Annotated in this window: 16 protein-coding genes; 2 read left to right on the top strand and 14 right to left on the bottom strand. The window is 44.2% G+C overall.

The features are described 5' to 3' along the window. The 12 genes from ubiE to ltnD all read right to left on the bottom strand — a co-directional run bounded on the left by ubiE (window position 1) and on the right by ltnD (window position 11,820). Complete coding sequence (gene ubiE, locus PROVALCAL_RS06415; protein WP_006658338.1) at window positions 1-756, bottom strand: bifunctional demethylmenaquinone methyltransferase/2-methoxy-6-polyprenyl-1,4-benzoquinol methylase UbiE; 756 nt, start codon at window positions 754-756, stop codon at window positions 1-3. Between the two features lie 75 nt (window positions 757-831). Next, window positions 832-2,187 (bottom strand): DNA recombination protein RmuC, encoded by a 1,356-nt coding sequence (rmuC, locus tag PROVALCAL_RS06410; RefSeq protein WP_006658337.1) that lies wholly within the window; start codon window positions 2,185-2,187, stop codon window positions 832-834. Window positions 2,188-2,292: 105 nt separating this feature from the next. Further along, the gene (locus PROVALCAL_RS06405; RefSeq protein WP_006658336.1) at window positions 2,293-2,823 is read right to left on the bottom strand and encodes a DedA family protein; all 531 of its coding nucleotides are present in this window, start codon (window positions 2,821-2,823) and stop codon (window positions 2,293-2,295) included. Window positions 2,824-2,927: 104 nt separating this feature from the next. Beyond that, entirely contained in the window at window positions 2,928-3,710 is a 783-nt protein-coding gene (locus PROVALCAL_RS06400; RefSeq protein ID WP_006658335.1) for a tyrosine-protein phosphatase, read from the bottom strand. Window positions 3,711-3,992: 282 nt separating this feature from the next. Further along, complete coding sequence (udp, locus tag PROVALCAL_RS06395; protein ID WP_006658334.1) at window positions 3,993-4,748, bottom strand: uridine phosphorylase; 756 nt, start codon at window positions 4,746-4,748, stop codon at window positions 3,993-3,995. Window positions 4,749-5,031: 283 nt separating this feature from the next. After that, a complete protein-coding gene (locus tag PROVALCAL_RS06390) occupies window positions 5,032-6,408 on the bottom strand; it encodes a GntP family permease (protein WP_006658333.1) in 1,377 nt (458 codons plus the stop codon). An 11-nt stretch (window positions 6,409-6,419) separates the two neighbouring features. After that, window positions 6,420-7,379 carry a D-erythronate dehydrogenase gene (gene denD / locus PROVALCAL_RS06385; protein WP_036968583.1) on the bottom strand — a complete coding sequence of 320 codons (960 nt, stop codon included), beginning with the start codon at window positions 7,377-7,379 and terminating at the stop codon, window positions 6,420-6,422. A gap of 57 nt (window positions 7,380-7,436) precedes the next feature. Continuing rightward, window positions 7,437-8,204 carry a DeoR/GlpR family DNA-binding transcription regulator gene (locus PROVALCAL_RS06380; protein WP_006658331.1) on the bottom strand — a complete coding sequence of 256 codons (768 nt, stop codon included), beginning with the start codon at window positions 8,202-8,204 and terminating at the stop codon, window positions 7,437-7,439. A 9-nt stretch (window positions 8,205-8,213) separates the two neighbouring features. Beyond that, window positions 8,214-8,993, bottom strand: a complete 780-nt coding sequence (gene otnI / locus PROVALCAL_RS06375) for a 2-oxo-tetronate isomerase (protein ID WP_006658330.1) — start codon at window positions 8,991-8,993, stop codon at window positions 8,214-8,216. Between the two features lie 10 nt (window positions 8,994-9,003). Beyond that, window positions 9,004-9,645, bottom strand: a complete 642-nt coding sequence (otnC, locus tag PROVALCAL_RS06370; RefSeq protein ID WP_006658329.1) for a 3-oxo-tetronate 4-phosphate decarboxylase — start codon at window positions 9,643-9,645, stop codon at window positions 9,004-9,006. Beyond that, window positions 9,638-10,915 (bottom strand): 3-oxo-tetronate kinase, encoded by a 1,278-nt coding sequence (otnK, locus tag PROVALCAL_RS06365; RefSeq protein ID WP_006658328.1) that lies wholly within the window; start codon window positions 10,913-10,915, stop codon window positions 9,638-9,640. Before otnK ends, otnC begins: the two co-directional genes overlap by 8 nt. Then, window positions 10,912-11,820 carry an L-threonate dehydrogenase gene (gene ltnD, locus PROVALCAL_RS06360; protein WP_006658327.1) on the bottom strand — a complete coding sequence of 303 codons (909 nt, stop codon included), beginning with the start codon at window positions 11,818-11,820 and terminating at the stop codon, window positions 10,912-10,914. Before ltnD ends, otnK begins: the two co-directional genes overlap by 4 nt. 386 nt (window positions 11,821-12,206) lie before the next feature. On the opposite strand from ltnD, the gene PROVALCAL_RS06355 reads away from it, so the two are divergent. After that, complete coding sequence (locus tag PROVALCAL_RS06355) at window positions 12,207-12,596, top strand: YidB family protein (protein ID WP_006658325.1); 390 nt, start codon at window positions 12,207-12,209, stop codon at window positions 12,594-12,596. Window positions 12,597-12,658: 62 nt separating this feature from the next. On the opposite strand, the gene metE is transcribed toward PROVALCAL_RS06355, so the two are convergent. After that, window positions 12,659-14,938 (bottom strand): 5-methyltetrahydropteroyltriglutamate--homocysteine S-methyltransferase, encoded by a 2,280-nt coding sequence (gene metE / locus PROVALCAL_RS06350; RefSeq protein WP_006658324.1) that lies wholly within the window; start codon window positions 14,936-14,938, stop codon window positions 12,659-12,661. Between the two features lie 108 nt (window positions 14,939-15,046). Here metE and metR point away from each other — a divergent pair, with 108 nt between their 5' ends. Beyond that, entirely contained in the window at window positions 15,047-16,003 is a 957-nt protein-coding gene (gene metR / locus PROVALCAL_RS06345) for an HTH-type transcriptional regulator MetR (RefSeq protein WP_006658323.1), read from the top strand. Here the strand turns inward: metR and PROVALCAL_RS06340 are convergent. Continuing rightward, window positions 15,900-16,787, bottom strand: a complete 888-nt coding sequence (locus PROVALCAL_RS06340; RefSeq protein ID WP_006663293.1) for a carboxylate/amino acid/amine transporter — start codon at window positions 16,785-16,787, stop codon at window positions 15,900-15,902. The two genes, metR and PROVALCAL_RS06340, sit on opposite strands and share 104 nt — an antisense overlap. Window positions 16,788-16,835 lie beyond the last annotated feature (48 nt).

Below are 16,835 nucleotides of genomic sequence, written 5' to 3'. Positions count from 1 at the left end.
TTAGAATTTAAACCCTTTATGTAATGCAACAATACCGCCAGTCATATTGTCATAAGAGACTTGCTCGAAACCTGCATTTTCCATCATCCCTTTCAAGGTTTCTTGATTTGGGTGCATACGGATGGACTCAGCTAAGTAACGATAGCTCTCAGGGTCATTCACAATCGCTTGACCAATACGCGGTAGAATGTGGAATGAGTATGCATCATAAGCTTTATTCAAAGGTTCAATAACTGGCTTAGAGAACTCAAGCACTAATAGGCGTCCACCTGGTTTGAGAACGCGGAACATAGAACGCAGAGCTTTGTCTTTGTCTGTCACGTTACGTAAGCCAAACGAGATGGTAATACAATCAAAATAGTTATCAGGGAATGGTAACTCTTCCGCATTAGCTTGTACGTAATTAACATTACCGACAATGCCTAAATCACGCAGTTTTTCACGTCCCATTTTTAACATAGAGTCGTTGATATCTGCGAGAACCACTTCGCCTTTTTCACCAACAAGGCGAGAGAATTTTGCAGTGAGGTCACCCGTTCCACCCGCAAGGTCAAGCACGCGTTGATTACGACGCACACCACTCGCTTCGATTGTGAAACGTTTCCAAATGCGATGAATACCAAAAGACATTAAGTCATTCATCAGGTCATATTTAGAGGCTACAGAGTGAAAAACATTTGCTACGAGGCCAGCTTTTTCTTCTTTCTCTACAGTACGGAAACCAAAATCAATGGTTTCTTTTGTTGGTTCGGTCATTTCTATTATGCCTGTTAATCGTTCAAACTTTTTTGAGAAGTGTAACAGCCTTTGAGTGAAAACCCTATTATAACTCTAAGATTCCGCACAATTAGACTTGTCAGCCCGCTCTGCTAGCTGAGGGTCTATAGATTGCTTAACTTCCACGCCTAACTCTTTAAAACTTTCCGCCTGAGCTAGCAAATTACCTCGACCTTCAGCAAGACGCTTCATGGCTGATGAATATGTGTGATTTGCTTTTTCTAGGCTAGAACCTAATACCTGCATATCATCGATAAACAAACGCAGTTTATCGTACATTTTAGCGGCTCTATCGGCGATTTCTTGCGCATTTTGCTCTTGCCGTTCATATCGCCACAAATTATTAATGGTACGTACTGCCACCAACAATGTGGATGGACAGACCAACATGATATTCAGTTTTAATCCTTCATCAAGTAGCTCAGGAGCTTCTTTTAATGCTAATAAATATGCAGGCTCTATAGGGATAAACATGAGCACATAGTCCAAAGAGCGAACCCCTGGTAACTGATGATAATCTTTACGGCTTAACATTTTCATATGGTTCCGAATGGATGCCACATGATCTTTGATACCTTGCTGCTGCTGTTCTGGGTCATCACTATTAAAGTAATGTTCATAAGCGACCAACGACATTTTTGCGTCAACAACGACATCTTTGCCTTCAGGAAGATGAATGATGACATCTGGCTGGTAGCGGCTATTATAGCCCGTATTGATACTGACTTGTGTTTCAAATTCACTACCGCGGCGTAAACCCGATACCTCTAAAATCCGAGTTAAAATGGTTTCGCCCCAATTCCCTTGAATTTTATTATCGCCCTTTAAAGCTCGTGTTAAGTTGACCGCTTCTTTGGTCATTTGATTATTCAGTTGCTGTAACTGGCGAATCTCATAGGTTAGCGTATGACGCTCTTTTGCCTCTTCACCATAACTTTGTTGTACTTGTTGGCGAAACCCTTCAAGTTGTTCACGAAAAGGTGACAACATCGCCATTAAGTTTTTCTGATGTTGCTCAGAAGCACGCCGTTCGTTCTGCTCAAATATACGATTAGCTAAATTTTCAAACTGTGCCGTGAGGCGCTGCTCACTATTTTGCAAAATTCGCTGTTTCTCTTCGTTCGCCAGTTGAGCTTGTTCAAAGCGAGTCATCACCTCTCGCAGCTCAGCCTCTTGTTCACGGTTAATGTCCCGCTGTGTACGTAGCTCTTGGTCAAGCTTGTCGCATTCCTCTTTCCATTGAGCCAAATGTACATTTTTCTCATCGCTCGCGGCCAATTGACGGTATACCTCTTGTAGCTCTCGCTCTTTCCCCGCTATTTTTTGGACAATAGAAAACCAGACCGCTAAACCGCCGACCAAAATGCCACTTAAGGCGCCAATAATTGCATATAAAAGAGAGGTATCCACGAATCCATCCTTACTTTTTAAAATCTAGAGTAAGGTAATGGGATACTGTATAAGTGTCCAGAGGTAAATCTCCCTATGGCGACTTTTTGCGAGCAGCTTCGCAGCTTATCCCATCCAACTAGCGAACCAACGTAAGCCAAGCGCCCCCGGTGCTAAAATGCCAAATGCCCAAATCATTGCGGATGCGAAGTTGGCAATTTGAAAATGGCGTTGGCGCATTTCACAAATTCCTGCGACAAGAGGAACGACCGCGCGCAAAGGTCCAAAAAACCGCCCAAAGAAAATCCCCCAAACACCCCATTTCTCAAAGCAACGATGACCTTTATCTATCATTTCAGGGTTACGAGAAATCGGCCACATTTCACGGACTTTTTCTTTATAGTGAAAACCAAACCAATAAGAGACCCAATCGCCAAAAAATGCGCCCAAGGCGGCGGCTAACCAAATCGGAAAGAAGGCGATTTCACTTTCACCAATCAACGCACCAAGTCCAAGTAAAATCACGGTTGCGGGGAGCAATAAAGAGAGAAAAGCGAGTGATTCGCCAAAAGCAAGAATGAAGACAATAGGGATCGCCCACACTTCGTGAGCACGAGTGAATTCCGTAATGGCAGTGACAATTTCATTGATGCTCAAGGGTTCGTTCCTAATTTTAATGAGTTGAATAACACTATTATAGTTATAGGAAGTAAATAAAGTTGCAACAAAACCCGCTCATTGCAACTTCAGTGTTTATTAGATTATTCGAGGAAGTAACTTTGTAGTACGCTGCGTTGAGCGTTATCTAAGCCAAAATCTTTTTCTAGCCATTTATCCACATCACCATAATTATTTTCTATGCTTTTCAATGCAGTCTGTAAGAATTCTTCACGTACGGAGAACACGTACTCGAATTTTTTTACCACATTCTCGCTCATAGTTTTTGAAAATTCTTCCAGTAGGTGATTACGGAATGGCGCTAACGTTTCATTGGTTAATAGGTAATCGTCTATCACCGTATTAACATCCGCCCCCAGCGCAAATAGCACTAAAGCCGAGCCAATTCCAGTGCGGTCTTTGCCGACGGCACAGTGTTGCACAAGACCACCTTTTTCCGGTTGCTTCAACATGCTGACCAATTGATGATATGCCGCATTATTCAATGGAAGTAACTCGTAAAGGCGGAACATGAAAGCTTGAGGATCAAATTTTTCTAGCACTTCTGGTGTGAGTTTATCTAAATTCGCACTCACTTCTTTTGCCAGCGGGTTCGCAGGGGCATGCACATAATGAGCGCCACTCCACACCACATCCGGTTTATCCAAAATTTCAGCTTCATCGCGATAGTCGATGATTTGGAAAAGGTTTTGTGACTGTAAGACTTTTTCATCATCTTGGGTTAAGCGGTCTAATGCACCTGAGCGAAATAAAACCCCAGGTTTAATTTTTCCGCCGTTGGATAGTTTTTTTCCACCTAAATCACGAAAGTTAATTCCACCGGTTAAAGGCAGTACAGAGGGGTGAAGGTAAGGCTTGGTTGACATACGTTTTCCCTTTTTAGCGCTGTCATTGCTCAAACTAAAAATAAACGAAATTATCAATTACTTGTAATTTGAGTAACTTAAGAGGCTTCTATTCATTGTTTTAAATGACAATAACAGATTCATCGATGAAGGGAATAAGAAAAACGCGAGAAAATAAATTTTGCGCTGATCAATTAGAGATACAAGAATATTTAAGATACATGGGTAGCATGATGATAACTGAACCCGTTTACCGAAAATCCACAACCGAGTGAAGTCAGTAAACGGGTCAGCTAATTAGGATTACAGCAGGCGACGAGCCGCTTCGACAACAATGCTCAGAACATTGCCTTCTGTTTTTTTCAGAAGCGCTTCATTTGGAATTTCTTGCTGAGTACGGTTAACGATAACGCCAGCAACCATACCTGCACGCAGACCTTGGCTTGCACACATAGTTAACAGCGTTGCAGATTCCATCTCATAGTTCATCACGCCCATATCCTGCCACTCTTTCATTGAGCCTCTGAAGTGGCGCATCACACGACCTGTATAGGTGTCGTAACGCTCTTGACCTGGGTAGAAAGTATCTGAAGATGCAGTAATACCAACATGAACAGTTGCACCCGCTTCTGTCGCCGCAGCATACAGCGCATTAGTACAAGTAAAGTCAGCAACCGCAGGGAATTCCAGCGGAGCAAAATGCTGACTTGCACCATCTAAACGCACTGCACCGGTAGTCACTAAAACATCACCTACATTGATGTTTTCTTGGATTGCACCTGTTGTACCGATACGCAAGAAAGTGCGGATGCCTAGCTGAGCTAGCTCTTCAACTGCGATAGAGGTTGATGGACCACCAATACCTGTGGAGCAAACAATCACGGCTTTTCCATCAAGTTCACCACGCCATGAAGTGAATTCACGTAATGAAGCCAAATGCACAGGGTTATCCATCAGACGTGCAATTTTTTCAACACGGTTAGGATCCCCAGGAACAATAGCAACAGTTGCACCCTGTAAGTCACTCTTTTTTAAACCTAAGTGGAAAACGTCAGACATATCAAACTCCTTTACACAATGGCATCATTGAATTAGTACGTTATAGTCAATATAGCGCTTAGCTCGACTTAATTTAGTGACCAATATCGCTTTTAATAGAAACTGATTCACTTCATTTTCATGAAAATGAGACATATATCACAAATAAAGTCCGGTGACATTAAAGCTAATAATGAGATACACCCAGTATAGATGAATGTTTGCGATTATCGAAAAAAAGCGCCTGAATAGGCGCTTTGGATAGGCAGAAGATAAAAAATATTACAATATCAATGTGCTAGACTTACAGCACAACATCAAGGATCAAGACGCCAACCAACCCGATAGCCCACGCTATTGTTGTTGGGATAGACCAAACTATCATTTGCTGTTTAACGTCTTTAATCCCCATCATTCTGTTCACAACCCAATAAAGGCTGTCGTTAAAGTAACCGAAGAACAGAGAGCCCATTGTTGCTGCTTGAGCGGCAACTAATAAGTTGATATCAGGGATTTGGCTAATAATTGGCGCAGAAATCGATGCTGCGGTGATCATTGCAACCGTTCCTGATCCCTGAATTAAACGCACTAACGTGGCAATAATGAACGGTATTAGCACTGGCGTAATCGGTAAATTCGCAACGTGCTCCGCTAAAATTGTTCCCGTACCACTATCACGTAATACTGCACCTAATGCACCACCAGCCCCCGTGACCAGTAAGATAATCCCTGCTGCCTGCAATCCCTCTTCCATACGGTCAATGACTTCTTCTTTCGAGGCTTTTGGCATTAACGTATAGACTGAAATCAATACGCTAATTGAGAGTGCAATAATCGGGGCGCCTAAGAATTGGAATGATTGGAAGTACCAGTTATCATCCATGCCTTGGAAGGTGGCCGTTTTTAGCAATAATCCGTTGATAGCATTAATAAAAATCAACAAGATTGGCGTAATAATAGGTAACAATGATAAGAATAAGCTTGGTAATGGTTTATTCGCTTTTTCTTCCATGTAACGTGCATGCACTTCTTTTAGATCTTCGCTGCCCGTCTCATCTGGCATAAACTCAGGGTATTTGGTTCCTAGCCATTTGGCATAGAACACAATACCGATGACACATGGTACCGCGAGCGCCATACCCGCTAAAATCATCGCACCAACATCAACCCCAAAGATACCTGCGACCCCTAAAGGACCCGGTGTTGGTGGTACAGTATGGTGAGTTACCACTAACCCACCCGCTAATGCGACCCCAAGCGTTAAGATGCTCCGTTTACCATTTTTGGCTAATGCCTTTGCCAACGGGTAAAGAATGACGAATGCCGAGTCCACAAAGATAGGAATACTGACAATATAGCCGGTGATTGCCAGTGCCCACTCTTCACGTTTTTTCCCTAACCATTTGATAAAGCTATAGGCTATTTGCTCAGCAGCACCTGAAACTTCCAGCACCCTTCCCATCATCACCCCGAGACCGATAACAATACCAATGCTACCGAGGGTCGAGCCAAAGCCCTTTGTGATCACCGTGACGGTTTCAGCCGCGGTTAGCCCACCGGATAACCCCGCAATTGCAGCGGCAATTAGCATGGCTAACAGTGCGTGAACACGCGTTCGTAATACTAAAAAGATAAGGACAAATATGGCCACCGCGAGGCCAATAATAGGAATATAGGACATTATTTAATCTCCTATTTTTTCGCGCTATGATGCTTAATGAATGAACGGATCGCATCGCTAAATGATCCATCAGCTCTAAAACCTAAATCCAGTGCACGGCGAATATCAAATTTACCCGGCCAACTTGCCACAATGCGATTAATCGCTTCATCCGGTTCAAAACGAATTAAATCAACGGCCTGTTGTCCTGCAACATCACGCAGTGCATCAATCATATCTTGCACTGTCACGGTGATCCCCGGCAGGTTCACGGTGCGTGAAAGACCAAATTTTTCCGCAGGAATCGACACTGCATGGATAAAGTTGTTGATGACCGTTTCTGGGCTAGATAACCATAGAGCCAGCGCTGGAGACACAGGACAAACACTCTCAATCCCATTAAGAGGCTCACGGATAATACCGCTAGCAAAAGAAGACGCTGCTTTATTCGGGACGCCAGGACGAATACTAATGGTTGGTAAGCGCATCACTCGACCATCGACATACCCTTTACGTGAATAATCGTTCACCATCAGTTCGCACATGGCTTTTTGAGCGCCATAAGAAGACTGAGGGTTTACCACGCAAAGGTCGGTGATTACATCAGGTAATTCACCACCAAATACCGCAAGGGAGCTGGTGAAAAGGAATTTGATGGCAGGGTTTTTAGCTCTAGCGGCTTCAAGTAATTGACGCGTCGCATCAAAATTTACTTTCATACCTAAATTGAAATCGCTTTCTGCGTGGCTACTCACAATCGCAGCGAGGTGAAAAACCACATCGGTTTGCGCATCAATCAATTTATCTGCGGCTTCTGGCTGAGTTAAATCTAACGCAACACAACTCACGCGAGAATCTTCAATTGGTGATGTAGGGCATTGAATATCCGCTAAAACGAGTTGGTTAAATTTTAATCCTTGGTTGTTTTTAAGCAAAGCAGCGGCTAGCTGCTGGCCCAGAAAACCTGCGCCACCAGTAATAATAACTTTCATTGTCATTCTCCTTGCTATAGCCCTGACGGGCTATGCATCACTCGGTAAGATGTTTTTTTATGTATTTATTAAATGAAGTTTTATATTTTTTTCGACTATCCGTTGCACGACATCAGGCGGTAAATGTTTATCACAAATGATGTCGTGCAATTGATCTAATGGGCAAACACGAAACATACCGTATTTACCGAATTTACTGCTGTCTGAAACCAGTACACATCGACGGGCTACATCCAATAAAGTTTGTTTTATTTGAACTTTTTCCTCATGAGGCGTGGACACGCCATGTTGCAAGTCCCATGAGCTGGTGCTAATAAACGCGATATCCACATTCAGTGTTCGCAACATGGCTGCGGCTGTATTTCCCACACAAGAGTGATTGCGTTTATCAACCTGTCCACCTGTGTGATACAAATTCAGCTGCGATTTATTCATCAAATATTGCATGATAGAAAAATCATTGGTCACAATGGTGAGATTAAAACGCTCACCTAACACACGCGCGATTTCAAACGTGGTTGTTCCCGCATCGAGGTAAACCACCTGACCATCTTCAACCAGTGAGCTGGCAAATTGACCGATTTCGCGTTTGGTTTGATGATGCAGCCTCGCCTTCTCACTCCATGGTAGCTCTTGGCGTAACGCATCATTTAACCGAACTCCACCGCTAATTCCGACAACCTTCCCTTCCTCTTCCAACATGCGAATATCACGTCGAACCGTCATATGAGACACATTCATTAAGCCAACTAAGTCATTGATAGACACAGTTTGGTGCTCATAGACATAGCGATAAATAAAATCACGACGTTCGGAAGGGATCATGCGGTTCTCCTAGGAATTAGCTTGCTTGAGCCAGCCTAAACCGTCTTCGGTGCGTCCTGCTGGGTGGTATTCACATCCCAGCCAGCCTTCATATCCCATTTCATCGAGTTGATTAAAAATCCATGGGTAATTGACTTCACCGCTATCAGGTTCATGGCGAAAAGGTACTGATGCTATCTGAATATGACTAAATTTACCCCAAAGACGCTCAATTGTTTTCAATAAGTCACCTTCCATAATCTGGCAGTGATATAAATCCAATTGAATGAACACATTTTCGCGGTTAATTTCAGGTAAAAGCGCTTCAGCCTGCTTTTGGGTCGTTAAGAAATACCCCGGCATATCGCGGGTATTAATTGGCTCGATAAGCACACGAATGCCATGCTCCGCCATCACATCCGCAGCCTGTTGTATGTTCTTAATAAAACAGTTTTTTTGCTCTTCAAAAGTGAATTTTTCATCCACTTTACCTGCCATTGCATGCACTTGCTTACACCCAAGGGCTTTAGCGTATTTCAGCGCCGTTTGCACGCCTTGAGCAAATTCAGCTTCACGCCCAGGAAGAGATGCCATTCCTCGTTCGCCGGCACCCCAATTTCCTGCGGGCATATTAAATAGCGCTTGAGTAAGTTGATGTTTTTTCAATTCACCCGCAATAGCATCCGCATCTTCTTCGTAAGGAAAAAGATATTCAACCCCTTTAAACCCAGCTTGAGCAGCACGTTCAAAACGTTGAATAAATGGAACTTCGTTAAACATCATGCTGAGATTTGCTGCAAATTTAGCCATGTCTATCACCTCATTTCTGTGGGTAACGGCTTTCGAGCTCATGAACTTGCTCTGGCGTTAACGTTGTGAAGCCATGTGGACGTAATGTAATGTACAAGCGAGCGGTATCTTCTAATTCTTCCGCATTGAAAAATGCTTGTCTTAACGTTTTTCCACCGACAACCGGACCGTGGTTTGACAGTAAAATCGCATTATGATTTGGGGCTAATTTCGCGATTTCTTCACCGATTCGGTCATCACCTGGCGGTAAATATTCAATTAATGGTAATTTGCCCACGCGCATCACATAGTATGGTGTGATTGGGGGTAAGCAGTTCGCCGTATCTAAGTTCGGCAAACAAGATAATGCCGTTAACCAAGGTGAATGTAGATGAACAACCGCTTGGCAATCAGCACGTTGTAAATACATTGCCATATGCATAGAAACTTCTTTTGTGGGTTTATCACCATCAATCCAGTTTCCTTGTGCATCAAGCTTACTCAGACGCTCAGGGTCTAAATCGCCAAAACTTGAGTTAGTCGGGGTGACAATAATGCAGCCATCCGCTAAACGAGCGCTAATGTTGCCAGCGCCGCCGCTACTGTAGCCACGGTTAAACATCGATTTAGCCCAATCCACCAACTCTTGGCGTAGCGCCTTTTCATTACTCATTAAACATCTCCTGTGCTAACTGGAAGAAATTCTCTTGACCGAAATTGCCTGATTTCAGTGCTAACCAGTTACCGCTTGTTAAATCCTGTACCCACGGCACACCCGGTGCGATAGGTGAACCAATACTTAATTGTTCTGTTCCAAGGCTCTGAACCACTTTCCCCGAGGTTTCTCCCCCCGCGATAATGAACGTGTTAAAGCCTTGGTCCTCCAATAAGGTCACCAGTTGCCCAAACACATTTTCCACCGCCGTGCTCGATGATGCGGCGCCGTATTTTTCTTGTGTTTGTTTTAATAACTCCGGTGGCTGAGTGGCGTAAAGCAAAGGTGCCAAACCCGTCGTTTGCTGTGCTTGAACCCACGCAGCTAAGGCATTCGCATAGTCTGGATTATTGATACATTCACCGACATCTAACGCCTTACTTGGTGCCACTCGCTGGTAGTTCTGTACTTGTTTGTTGGTCATCTGTGAGCAACTACCTGATAAAATCACGGTTTTCCTGTCTTTTCCTGCCGGCTTAATCCCGCGACTTTCACTTTGCCCCCATGCCACTTGGCTATCTATATTTGCTAGTGCTGCACCCAACCCTGACCCACCTGTTAATAAAGGCAGTGATTGCGAAGCTTGGGCAATAGGCAACAGGTCATCCATGGTAAAACTATCGACGACGGCATAACTCACGCCTTGTTGACGCAACTGTGCTAACTGTTCAGCGACTGCCAAGCTCCCTTTCTGCACTGTTGCTAGATTAATCAACCCAGCCTTCCCTGTTGATTGTTTTTCCATGACTCGCAGCAAATTCGCATCAGTCATTGGCGTGACTGGATGGTGTTGCATGCCACTTTCATTCAGTAATTGACCGTTTACAAACAAGTGTCCATGAACCACAGTACGTCCATTGACTGGCAGTGCTGGGCAAACTAAGGATAAATCTGTACCCAACTGCTTCATCAACGCATCAGTGACAGGACCAATGTTGCCTTTTTCTGTTGAATCAAACGTTGAGCAATATTTAAAGAAAATTTGCTGGCATTGTGCTGATTCCTTCAACCAACGACATGCATTTAGCGAGGAGCTGACCGCTTCATCAACAGGGCAAGAGCGACTCTTTAAGCTCACCACAATGGCATCTACATCATGTGGAATTGGGGTATTTTCATTCGGCTCATGCAGTAATTGCACCACTTTCCAGCCGTTTTGTACCATAAAGCCTGCGATATCCGTCGCGCCGGTAAAATCATCAGCAATCACGCCTAATTTCACTGTCATACCTTTTTCTCCGGTAAGGTAATTCCTTTGAAGGTTTTAATCACCGCGCTATCATCCTGAGAGCCAAAACCTTCGTTGCTGGCTGAAATAAACATTTGGTGAGCGGTTGCGGCTAGTGGTAGTGGGAAATTCAGCGCTTTTCCGGTTTGCATCACCAAACCAAGATCTTTCACAAAAATATCCACTGACGATTTTGGTGTGTAGTCCCCCTCAAGAACATGCTGCATACGGTTTTCAAACATCCATGAATTTCCTGCGGCATGAGTCACAATGTCATACATCACATCCAAGTTGATTCCTGCTTTTGCCGCCAACGCCATACTTTCCGCAGCAACCGCGATATGAACACCCGCCAACAGCTGATGGATAGTTTTCACGGTAGACCCTAGTCCAACTTCATCTCCCACTCGATATAAGCGTTCAGAAATTGCGTCAAATACAGGAGCAAGTTGAGTAAATAGTTCAGAAGAACCCGATGCCATTACCGTTAGCTTGCCTTCCGCTGCTTTAATCGCACCGCCAGAAATCGGTGCATCCACCAATGGAAGTTGATACTCAACAAGACGCTTTTCAATCTGCTTCGTTTGCTCTGCCGCCAATGTGCTGTGTAACACAATGATGGTATTTGGGCGAAGCTGCTCTACCAGTGGTTTTTCGCCACCGAACAAAATCCCTTCAACTTGCATTCCATTGACGACGACCATCAACACTGCATCCAACTCGTGGGCGTACTGCGCTGCATTTTTCCCTGTTGCTTGCGCGCCATATTTAAGTAGCGCGTCACACGCTTGAGGATTTAAATCAAATCCATAGGTTGGGATCTTTTTTCTTATTAGTGATTGCGCGATCCCCATTCCCATCGAACCCAGACCAATAACGCCAACATGGTTAACGATATTTTTCATCTAGCCCCCTGATGTTGTCAGTTCTAACAATATTGTGAATTCTGGTGAATATTGTGAATTTTCACACAATCAAATTCACAAACACATGACTACCATCACACTAAAGAGAATATAAAATTTAACCAAATTTCATTTATTATGCTGAAATTTAACAAGATAATAATTTCACACCGCCTTCTACTCCTTCACAAGAAAGTGTGATAAAAATTGTGAGCATTCTGATGCATTTCTAGTCAGTGTATTTTGGTGAGTATTTAATTCCCACTATTCCTTCTAATTTTGATTGACCTGTTGAGTAAATTCCCCAAAATAGCCGCCTATTATTTTTTGTAAAATGTTCCATACTTGGTATTGAACACATTAATTACGTTATCGAGGAGTCAAAAATGGGTCTGTTTGATCAAATGTTAAGCATGGTTGCTGGTGATAAACTGCAACAATTTCAATCCGTTATTGATTGGGTTGAAAAGCAAGGCGGGCTCGCTGGTGTCGTCGATAAATTTAACACTGAAGGCTTAGGCGGGATTGTTTCATCTTGGATTTCAGAAGGTGAAAATTTGCCAGTAGATGCTAGCCAGTTAATGCAAGTCTTTGGTGACTCAGGGATCCAAGAACTCGCTCAACGTGTCGGCTTAGATCCACAACAAGCAACAGATATGGTTGCCAAGTACCTACCCACTTTAGTTGATAGTGCGACTCCGAACGGTGAATTACCTGAACATATTGATTTAGCGTCAATTGGTATGAATTTACTGAAACAAAAACTGTTTGGCTAAGTTCCGCTTGTGACAAGAAAGACTAATGAAAAAGCCCACTCATTCGTGGGCTTTTTACTCAGTTAGCGTTGATACTCATTACGCAGTTTTTTCGCGGCTTCCACCATATTAGCTAACGCTTGGCGAGTCTCCTCCCAACCTCGGGTTTTTAAACCACAATCTGGATTGACCCATAAACGCTCGGCAGGCACCCGCTGCGCAGCCTTGCGCAGCAACGCCACAATCCATTCAACATTCGGTACGTTCGGTGAGTGAATATCATAAACACCTGGACCAATCTCATTGGGGTAATCAAAATCTTCAAACGCATCGAGTAAATCCATATCTGAGCGCGATGTTTCAATAGTGATCACATCTGCATCCAATGCGGCAATAGAATCCATGATATCGTTAAACTCGCAGTAACACATATGGGTGTGGATCTGAGTCTCATCTTCCGCGATAGCAGCACTCAGTTTAAAGGCATCCACCGCCCACGTGAGATATGCTTTCCATTCATTACGGCGTAGCGGTAAGCCTTCACGCAATGCTGGCTCATCGATTTGAATGATGCCAATGCCCGCCTTTTGTAAGTCATCCACTTCATCACGCAGCGCTAACGCAATCTGCTTCGCGATAGTTTCACGGCTCACATCTTCACGCGGGAATGACCAACACAGTATTGTCACCGGACCTGTCAGCATTCCTTTCACCGGTTTATCCGTCAACGACTGTGCATACTTCGCCCACTCCACGGTAATAGCTTCTGGGCGGCTAATATCACCAATGATCACAGGTGGCTTCACGCAGCGAGAACCGTAACTCTGTACCCAACCATTTTGCGTAAAGATATAGCCATCAAAGTGTTCACCGAAGTATTCCACCATGTCATTTCGTTCAGCTTCACCATGCACGAGGACGTCAATATCCAGTAGTTCCTGCTCCTTGATAGCTTGTTTGATGTGCTCACTGATACTGGTACGGTAATTCAGTTGATCCACATTGCCTTTTTTGAAATCAAGACGCAAAGAACGAATTTCACTGGTTTGCGGGAAAGAGCCAATTGTCGTAGTTGGCCACAACGGTAGATTAAAACGTTGGCGCTGAAGCTCAGCACGCTCTACATAAGGACGAGTACGCTCGGTATCTTTCGCGTTAATTGCCGCTAAGCGCTGAGCGACCTGCGTATTATTGACTCGAGAAGAGGTCCGGCGAGCACGAATTGGCGAACTATAGGTTTCTAGCGCTGCGATGTTTTCTGCCGTTGGTTGATTGAGTGTTTTCGTCAATAGCGCCAGTTCTTCACATTTTTGCAGTGCAAACGCAAACCAGCTTTTCACTTCGGCATCCAAACGCGTTTCATCATTTAAATCAATTGGGCTATGCAGTAACGAGCAAGATGAACCGACCCAAAGAGTACGCTCCCCTAGCAGCGGTTTCACCCGTTGGAATTTCTCGCCTAAATCCCCTTTCCATACGTTACGCCCGTTAATTAACCCTAACGAAAGCACCCAGTCCTTAGGAAGTGCTTGATGCAGTGCCGCGATATCATCCTTGCCCGCAACGATATCGACATGCAAGCCTTGTACCGGTAGCTGCTTAATTAAATCGAGATGATGGCTGATCCCATCAAAATAGGTAGTTAATAGTAAATTCGTTTTCCCTGTGAGGGCTTGATAAGCCTCTTGGTAGGCTTGCTGCCATTTGATAGGTAAGTCTAATACCAGTGCAGGTTCATCAATTTGCACCCATTCCACGCCTTTTTCAGCGAGTCGAGAAAGTATCTCCTGGTATGCGGGGAGTAAATCCTTCAGTAAAGATAATCGGTCGAATGTCGGTCCTTTCACTTTCCCTAGCCATAGGTAGGTAATCGGTCCAATCACCACTGGCTTCACTTTATGCCCAAGCTTCAACGCTTCATCCACTTCATCAAACAGCTGATTCCACGACAATTTGAACTGTTGCCCTTGCTGGAATTCCGGCACGATATAGTGATAGTTAGTATTAAACCATTTTGTCATTTCCCCTGCGGCAGCAGACTTGCCCGTAGGGGCACGACCGCGAGCCACACGAAATAAAGTATCTAAATCAACAGTGCCATCTTCATTTTGATGACGCGGTGGAACGTTACCGAGTAATAAACTGGTCGTTAATACTTGGTCATACCATGCGAAGTCACCGACTGGCAGCAGGTCTATCCCTGCATTTTTTTGTTGTTCCCAATGGCGAACACGCAGTTGGTAGCCCGTATCAAGAAGTGCAGTTTGGTCAATCTTGCCTGCCCAATAATCTTCTTGTGCACGTTTTAGTTCTCTTTTCAGACCGACACGCGGAAACCCAAGTGTATGATTTATAACAGACATATTGACCCCTTAAAATATTTAGCCGTCTAGATGTTTACACATCTATAATCAACAGGTACTGTATAAAGCACAAGCGCAAATTATTCATCGTCAACTTGAAGGTTTCTCATGATCGAATTAAAACACTTAAAAACGTTGCAGGCGCTCAGCCAATACGGATCATTAGCTGCCACTGCGACGCACCTGCATCAGACTCAGTCTGCGCTATCTCACCAATTCAGTGATTTAGAGCATCGCTTAGGCTACAAACTGTTTGTACGTAAAACCCAACCTGTGCATTTTACGCCTCAGGGCGAAGTGTTGCTTCAACTCGCACAACGCATTTTACCGATGGTCAAAGATGCGATTCGCGTCTGTAATGAGCCAACCGTAAGCACTTTGCGTATTGCTATTGAATGCCACAGCTGTATCCAGTGGCTAACGCCGGCTTTACAACAGTTCAGACAGACATGGCCGCAAGTGACTGTTGATTTTAAATCTGGCGTGACGTTTGATCCGCAACCTGAATTGCTCTCACGAGAACTAGATATCGTCATGACTTCGGATATTCTTGCGGAGCAAAACTTACATTACACCCCTATGTTTGATTATGAGGTGAAGCTGGTGGTGGCAAATGACCATCCGTTAGCACAAAAGCCGTTGATTGAACCCCATGATCTCGCCAAAGAGACGCTGCTGATTTACCCAGTCCAACGCCAACGCTTTGATATCTGGCGTCATTTCTTGCAGCCTGCGGGAGTTTCACCCAACATTAAAACCGTCGACAATACATTAATTTTAATTCAGATGGTGGCGGCCAAAATGGGTATTGCGGCATTGCCTCACTGGGCAGTCGATTCCTTTGAAAAACAAGGTTTGATTAAGACAAAAACATTAGGGAATGGGCTATGGAGCCGACTGTACGCTGCATGTCGTGAAGGAGAACAGCGTCAGCCAGCCATTGAAACATTTACCAATACAGCTACTGATCACGCGGTAGAGAATTTGTCTTATGTGAAGCCGGTTCAAGGATCCAGCGCTTATGCACCCACAGAGAAGCAATTATCAGACTCGATCCCATGGTAAAGCTGATCCAATTAGGGTGTTGCTGCCAAATTGCAAAGTTAACCAACAACCCTGCTGGAACCATCATGTTATTCATAATAGCAAGGGTTCCGGCATCCACCTTCGTTGCCCCATAGTTCCACATAAAGTAACCAATACCCGACGCAACCATGCCTAACCACAATAAAACAATCCATTGGGCTTGGCTTGTCGGCACCATCGCCTTATTACCAAACAGCAGCCATCCCACCAACGAAATCAGGGTTGCACCAATATAAAACCACGAAAAAGCTTGGTGTTGAGGAATAGGATGCACTTCCATTAAACGCTTATAACCAACTTGCCCAAGGGCAAAGAAGATGTTGGCAAGCTGAACAAACATCAATCCAACCCAGAATGACTCACTTAAATGATCATAACGAATAATGGCAGCGCCAATCACAGCGAGAATAGAGCTAAATAAGTAGCCTATACGTAGACGCTGGCGCTCTAAAAAGTCGTAAATCAGTGTGACGTAGAGAGGAGTTAATACCGTAAATAGCAAAAACTCAGCCACGCTCAGGTATTTATAGGCTTGGAAAACAAAGTAATACATGATCCCCAGCTGGCAAGCACCCACCAGCATGTACAACAAGATCACTTTGGCACTGAAATTACGCCAGCGAAGGAAAGGAAGGAATACCAAGGCGGCCAAACTCACACGAATCAGAACAGATAACCAGCTATCCACCTGCCCTGCAAGGTATTCCCCCATTAAACTAAAAGACGCTGCCCACAGCAGCGTCGTAATCACGAGTAACCACATTGCTATCCACTCTTAAGCACGATTGTCTATCAAACAAGAATGCCCGTA

This window comes from Providencia alcalifaciens DSM 30120 (assembly GCF_000173415.1).
Lineage (GTDB): Bacteria > Pseudomonadota > Gammaproteobacteria > Enterobacterales > Enterobacteriaceae > Providencia > Providencia alcalifaciens.
Note: the sequence above shows the minus strand (reverse complement) of the source record. Positions and strands in the feature narration are given on the sequence as shown.

What these genes read in the sequence shown, in the direction of transcription:
- PROVALCAL_RS06380 (WP_006658331.1), bottom strand. Translation starts at nt 8,204, where the DNA reads ATGATCCCTTCCGAACGTCGTGATTTTATTTATCGCTATGTCTATGAG.
- PROVALCAL_RS06340 (WP_006663293.1), bottom strand. Translation starts at nt 16,787, where the DNA reads ATGTGGTTACTCGTGATTACGACGCTGCTGTGGGCAGCGTCTTTTAGT.
- metR (WP_006658323.1), top strand. Translation starts at nt 15,047, where the DNA reads ATGATCGAATTAAAACACTTAAAAACGTTGCAGGCGCTCAGCCAATAC.
- otnI (WP_006658330.1), bottom strand. Translation starts at nt 8,993, where the DNA reads ATGGCTAAATTTGCAGCAAATCTCAGCATGATGTTTAACGAAGTTCCA.
- udp (WP_006658334.1), bottom strand. Translation starts at nt 4,748, where the DNA reads ATGTCTGACGTTTTCCACTTAGGTTTAAAAAAGAGTGACTTACAGGGT.
- PROVALCAL_RS06390 (WP_006658333.1), bottom strand. Translation starts at nt 6,408, where the DNA reads ATGTCCTATATTCCTATTATTGGCCTCGCGGTGGCCATATTTGTCCTT.
- PROVALCAL_RS06355 (WP_006658325.1), top strand. Translation starts at nt 12,207, where the DNA reads ATGGGTCTGTTTGATCAAATGTTAAGCATGGTTGCTGGTGATAAACTG.
- ubiE (WP_006658338.1), bottom strand. Translation starts at nt 756, where the DNA reads ATGACCGAACCAACAAAAGAAACCATTGATTTTGGTTTCCGTACTGTA.
- PROVALCAL_RS06400 (WP_006658335.1), bottom strand. Translation starts at nt 3,710, where the DNA reads ATGTCAACCAAGCCTTACCTTCACCCCTCTGTACTGCCTTTAACCGGT.
- denD (WP_036968583.1), bottom strand. Translation starts at nt 7,379, where the DNA reads ATGAAAGTTATTATTACTGGTGGCGCAGGTTTTCTGGGCCAGCAGCTA.
- metE (WP_006658324.1), bottom strand. Translation starts at nt 14,938, where the DNA reads ATGTCTGTTATAAATCATACACTTGGGTTTCCGCGTGTCGGTCTGAAA.
- otnK (WP_006658328.1), bottom strand. Translation starts at nt 10,915, where the DNA reads ATGACAGTGAAATTAGGCGTGATTGCTGATGATTTTACCGGCGCGACG.
- ltnD (WP_006658327.1), bottom strand. Translation starts at nt 11,820, where the DNA reads ATGAAAAATATCGTTAACCATGTTGGCGTTATTGGTCTGGGTTCGATG.
- otnC (WP_006658329.1), bottom strand. Translation starts at nt 9,645, where the DNA reads ATGAGTAATGAAAAGGCGCTACGCCAAGAGTTGGTGGATTGGGCTAAA.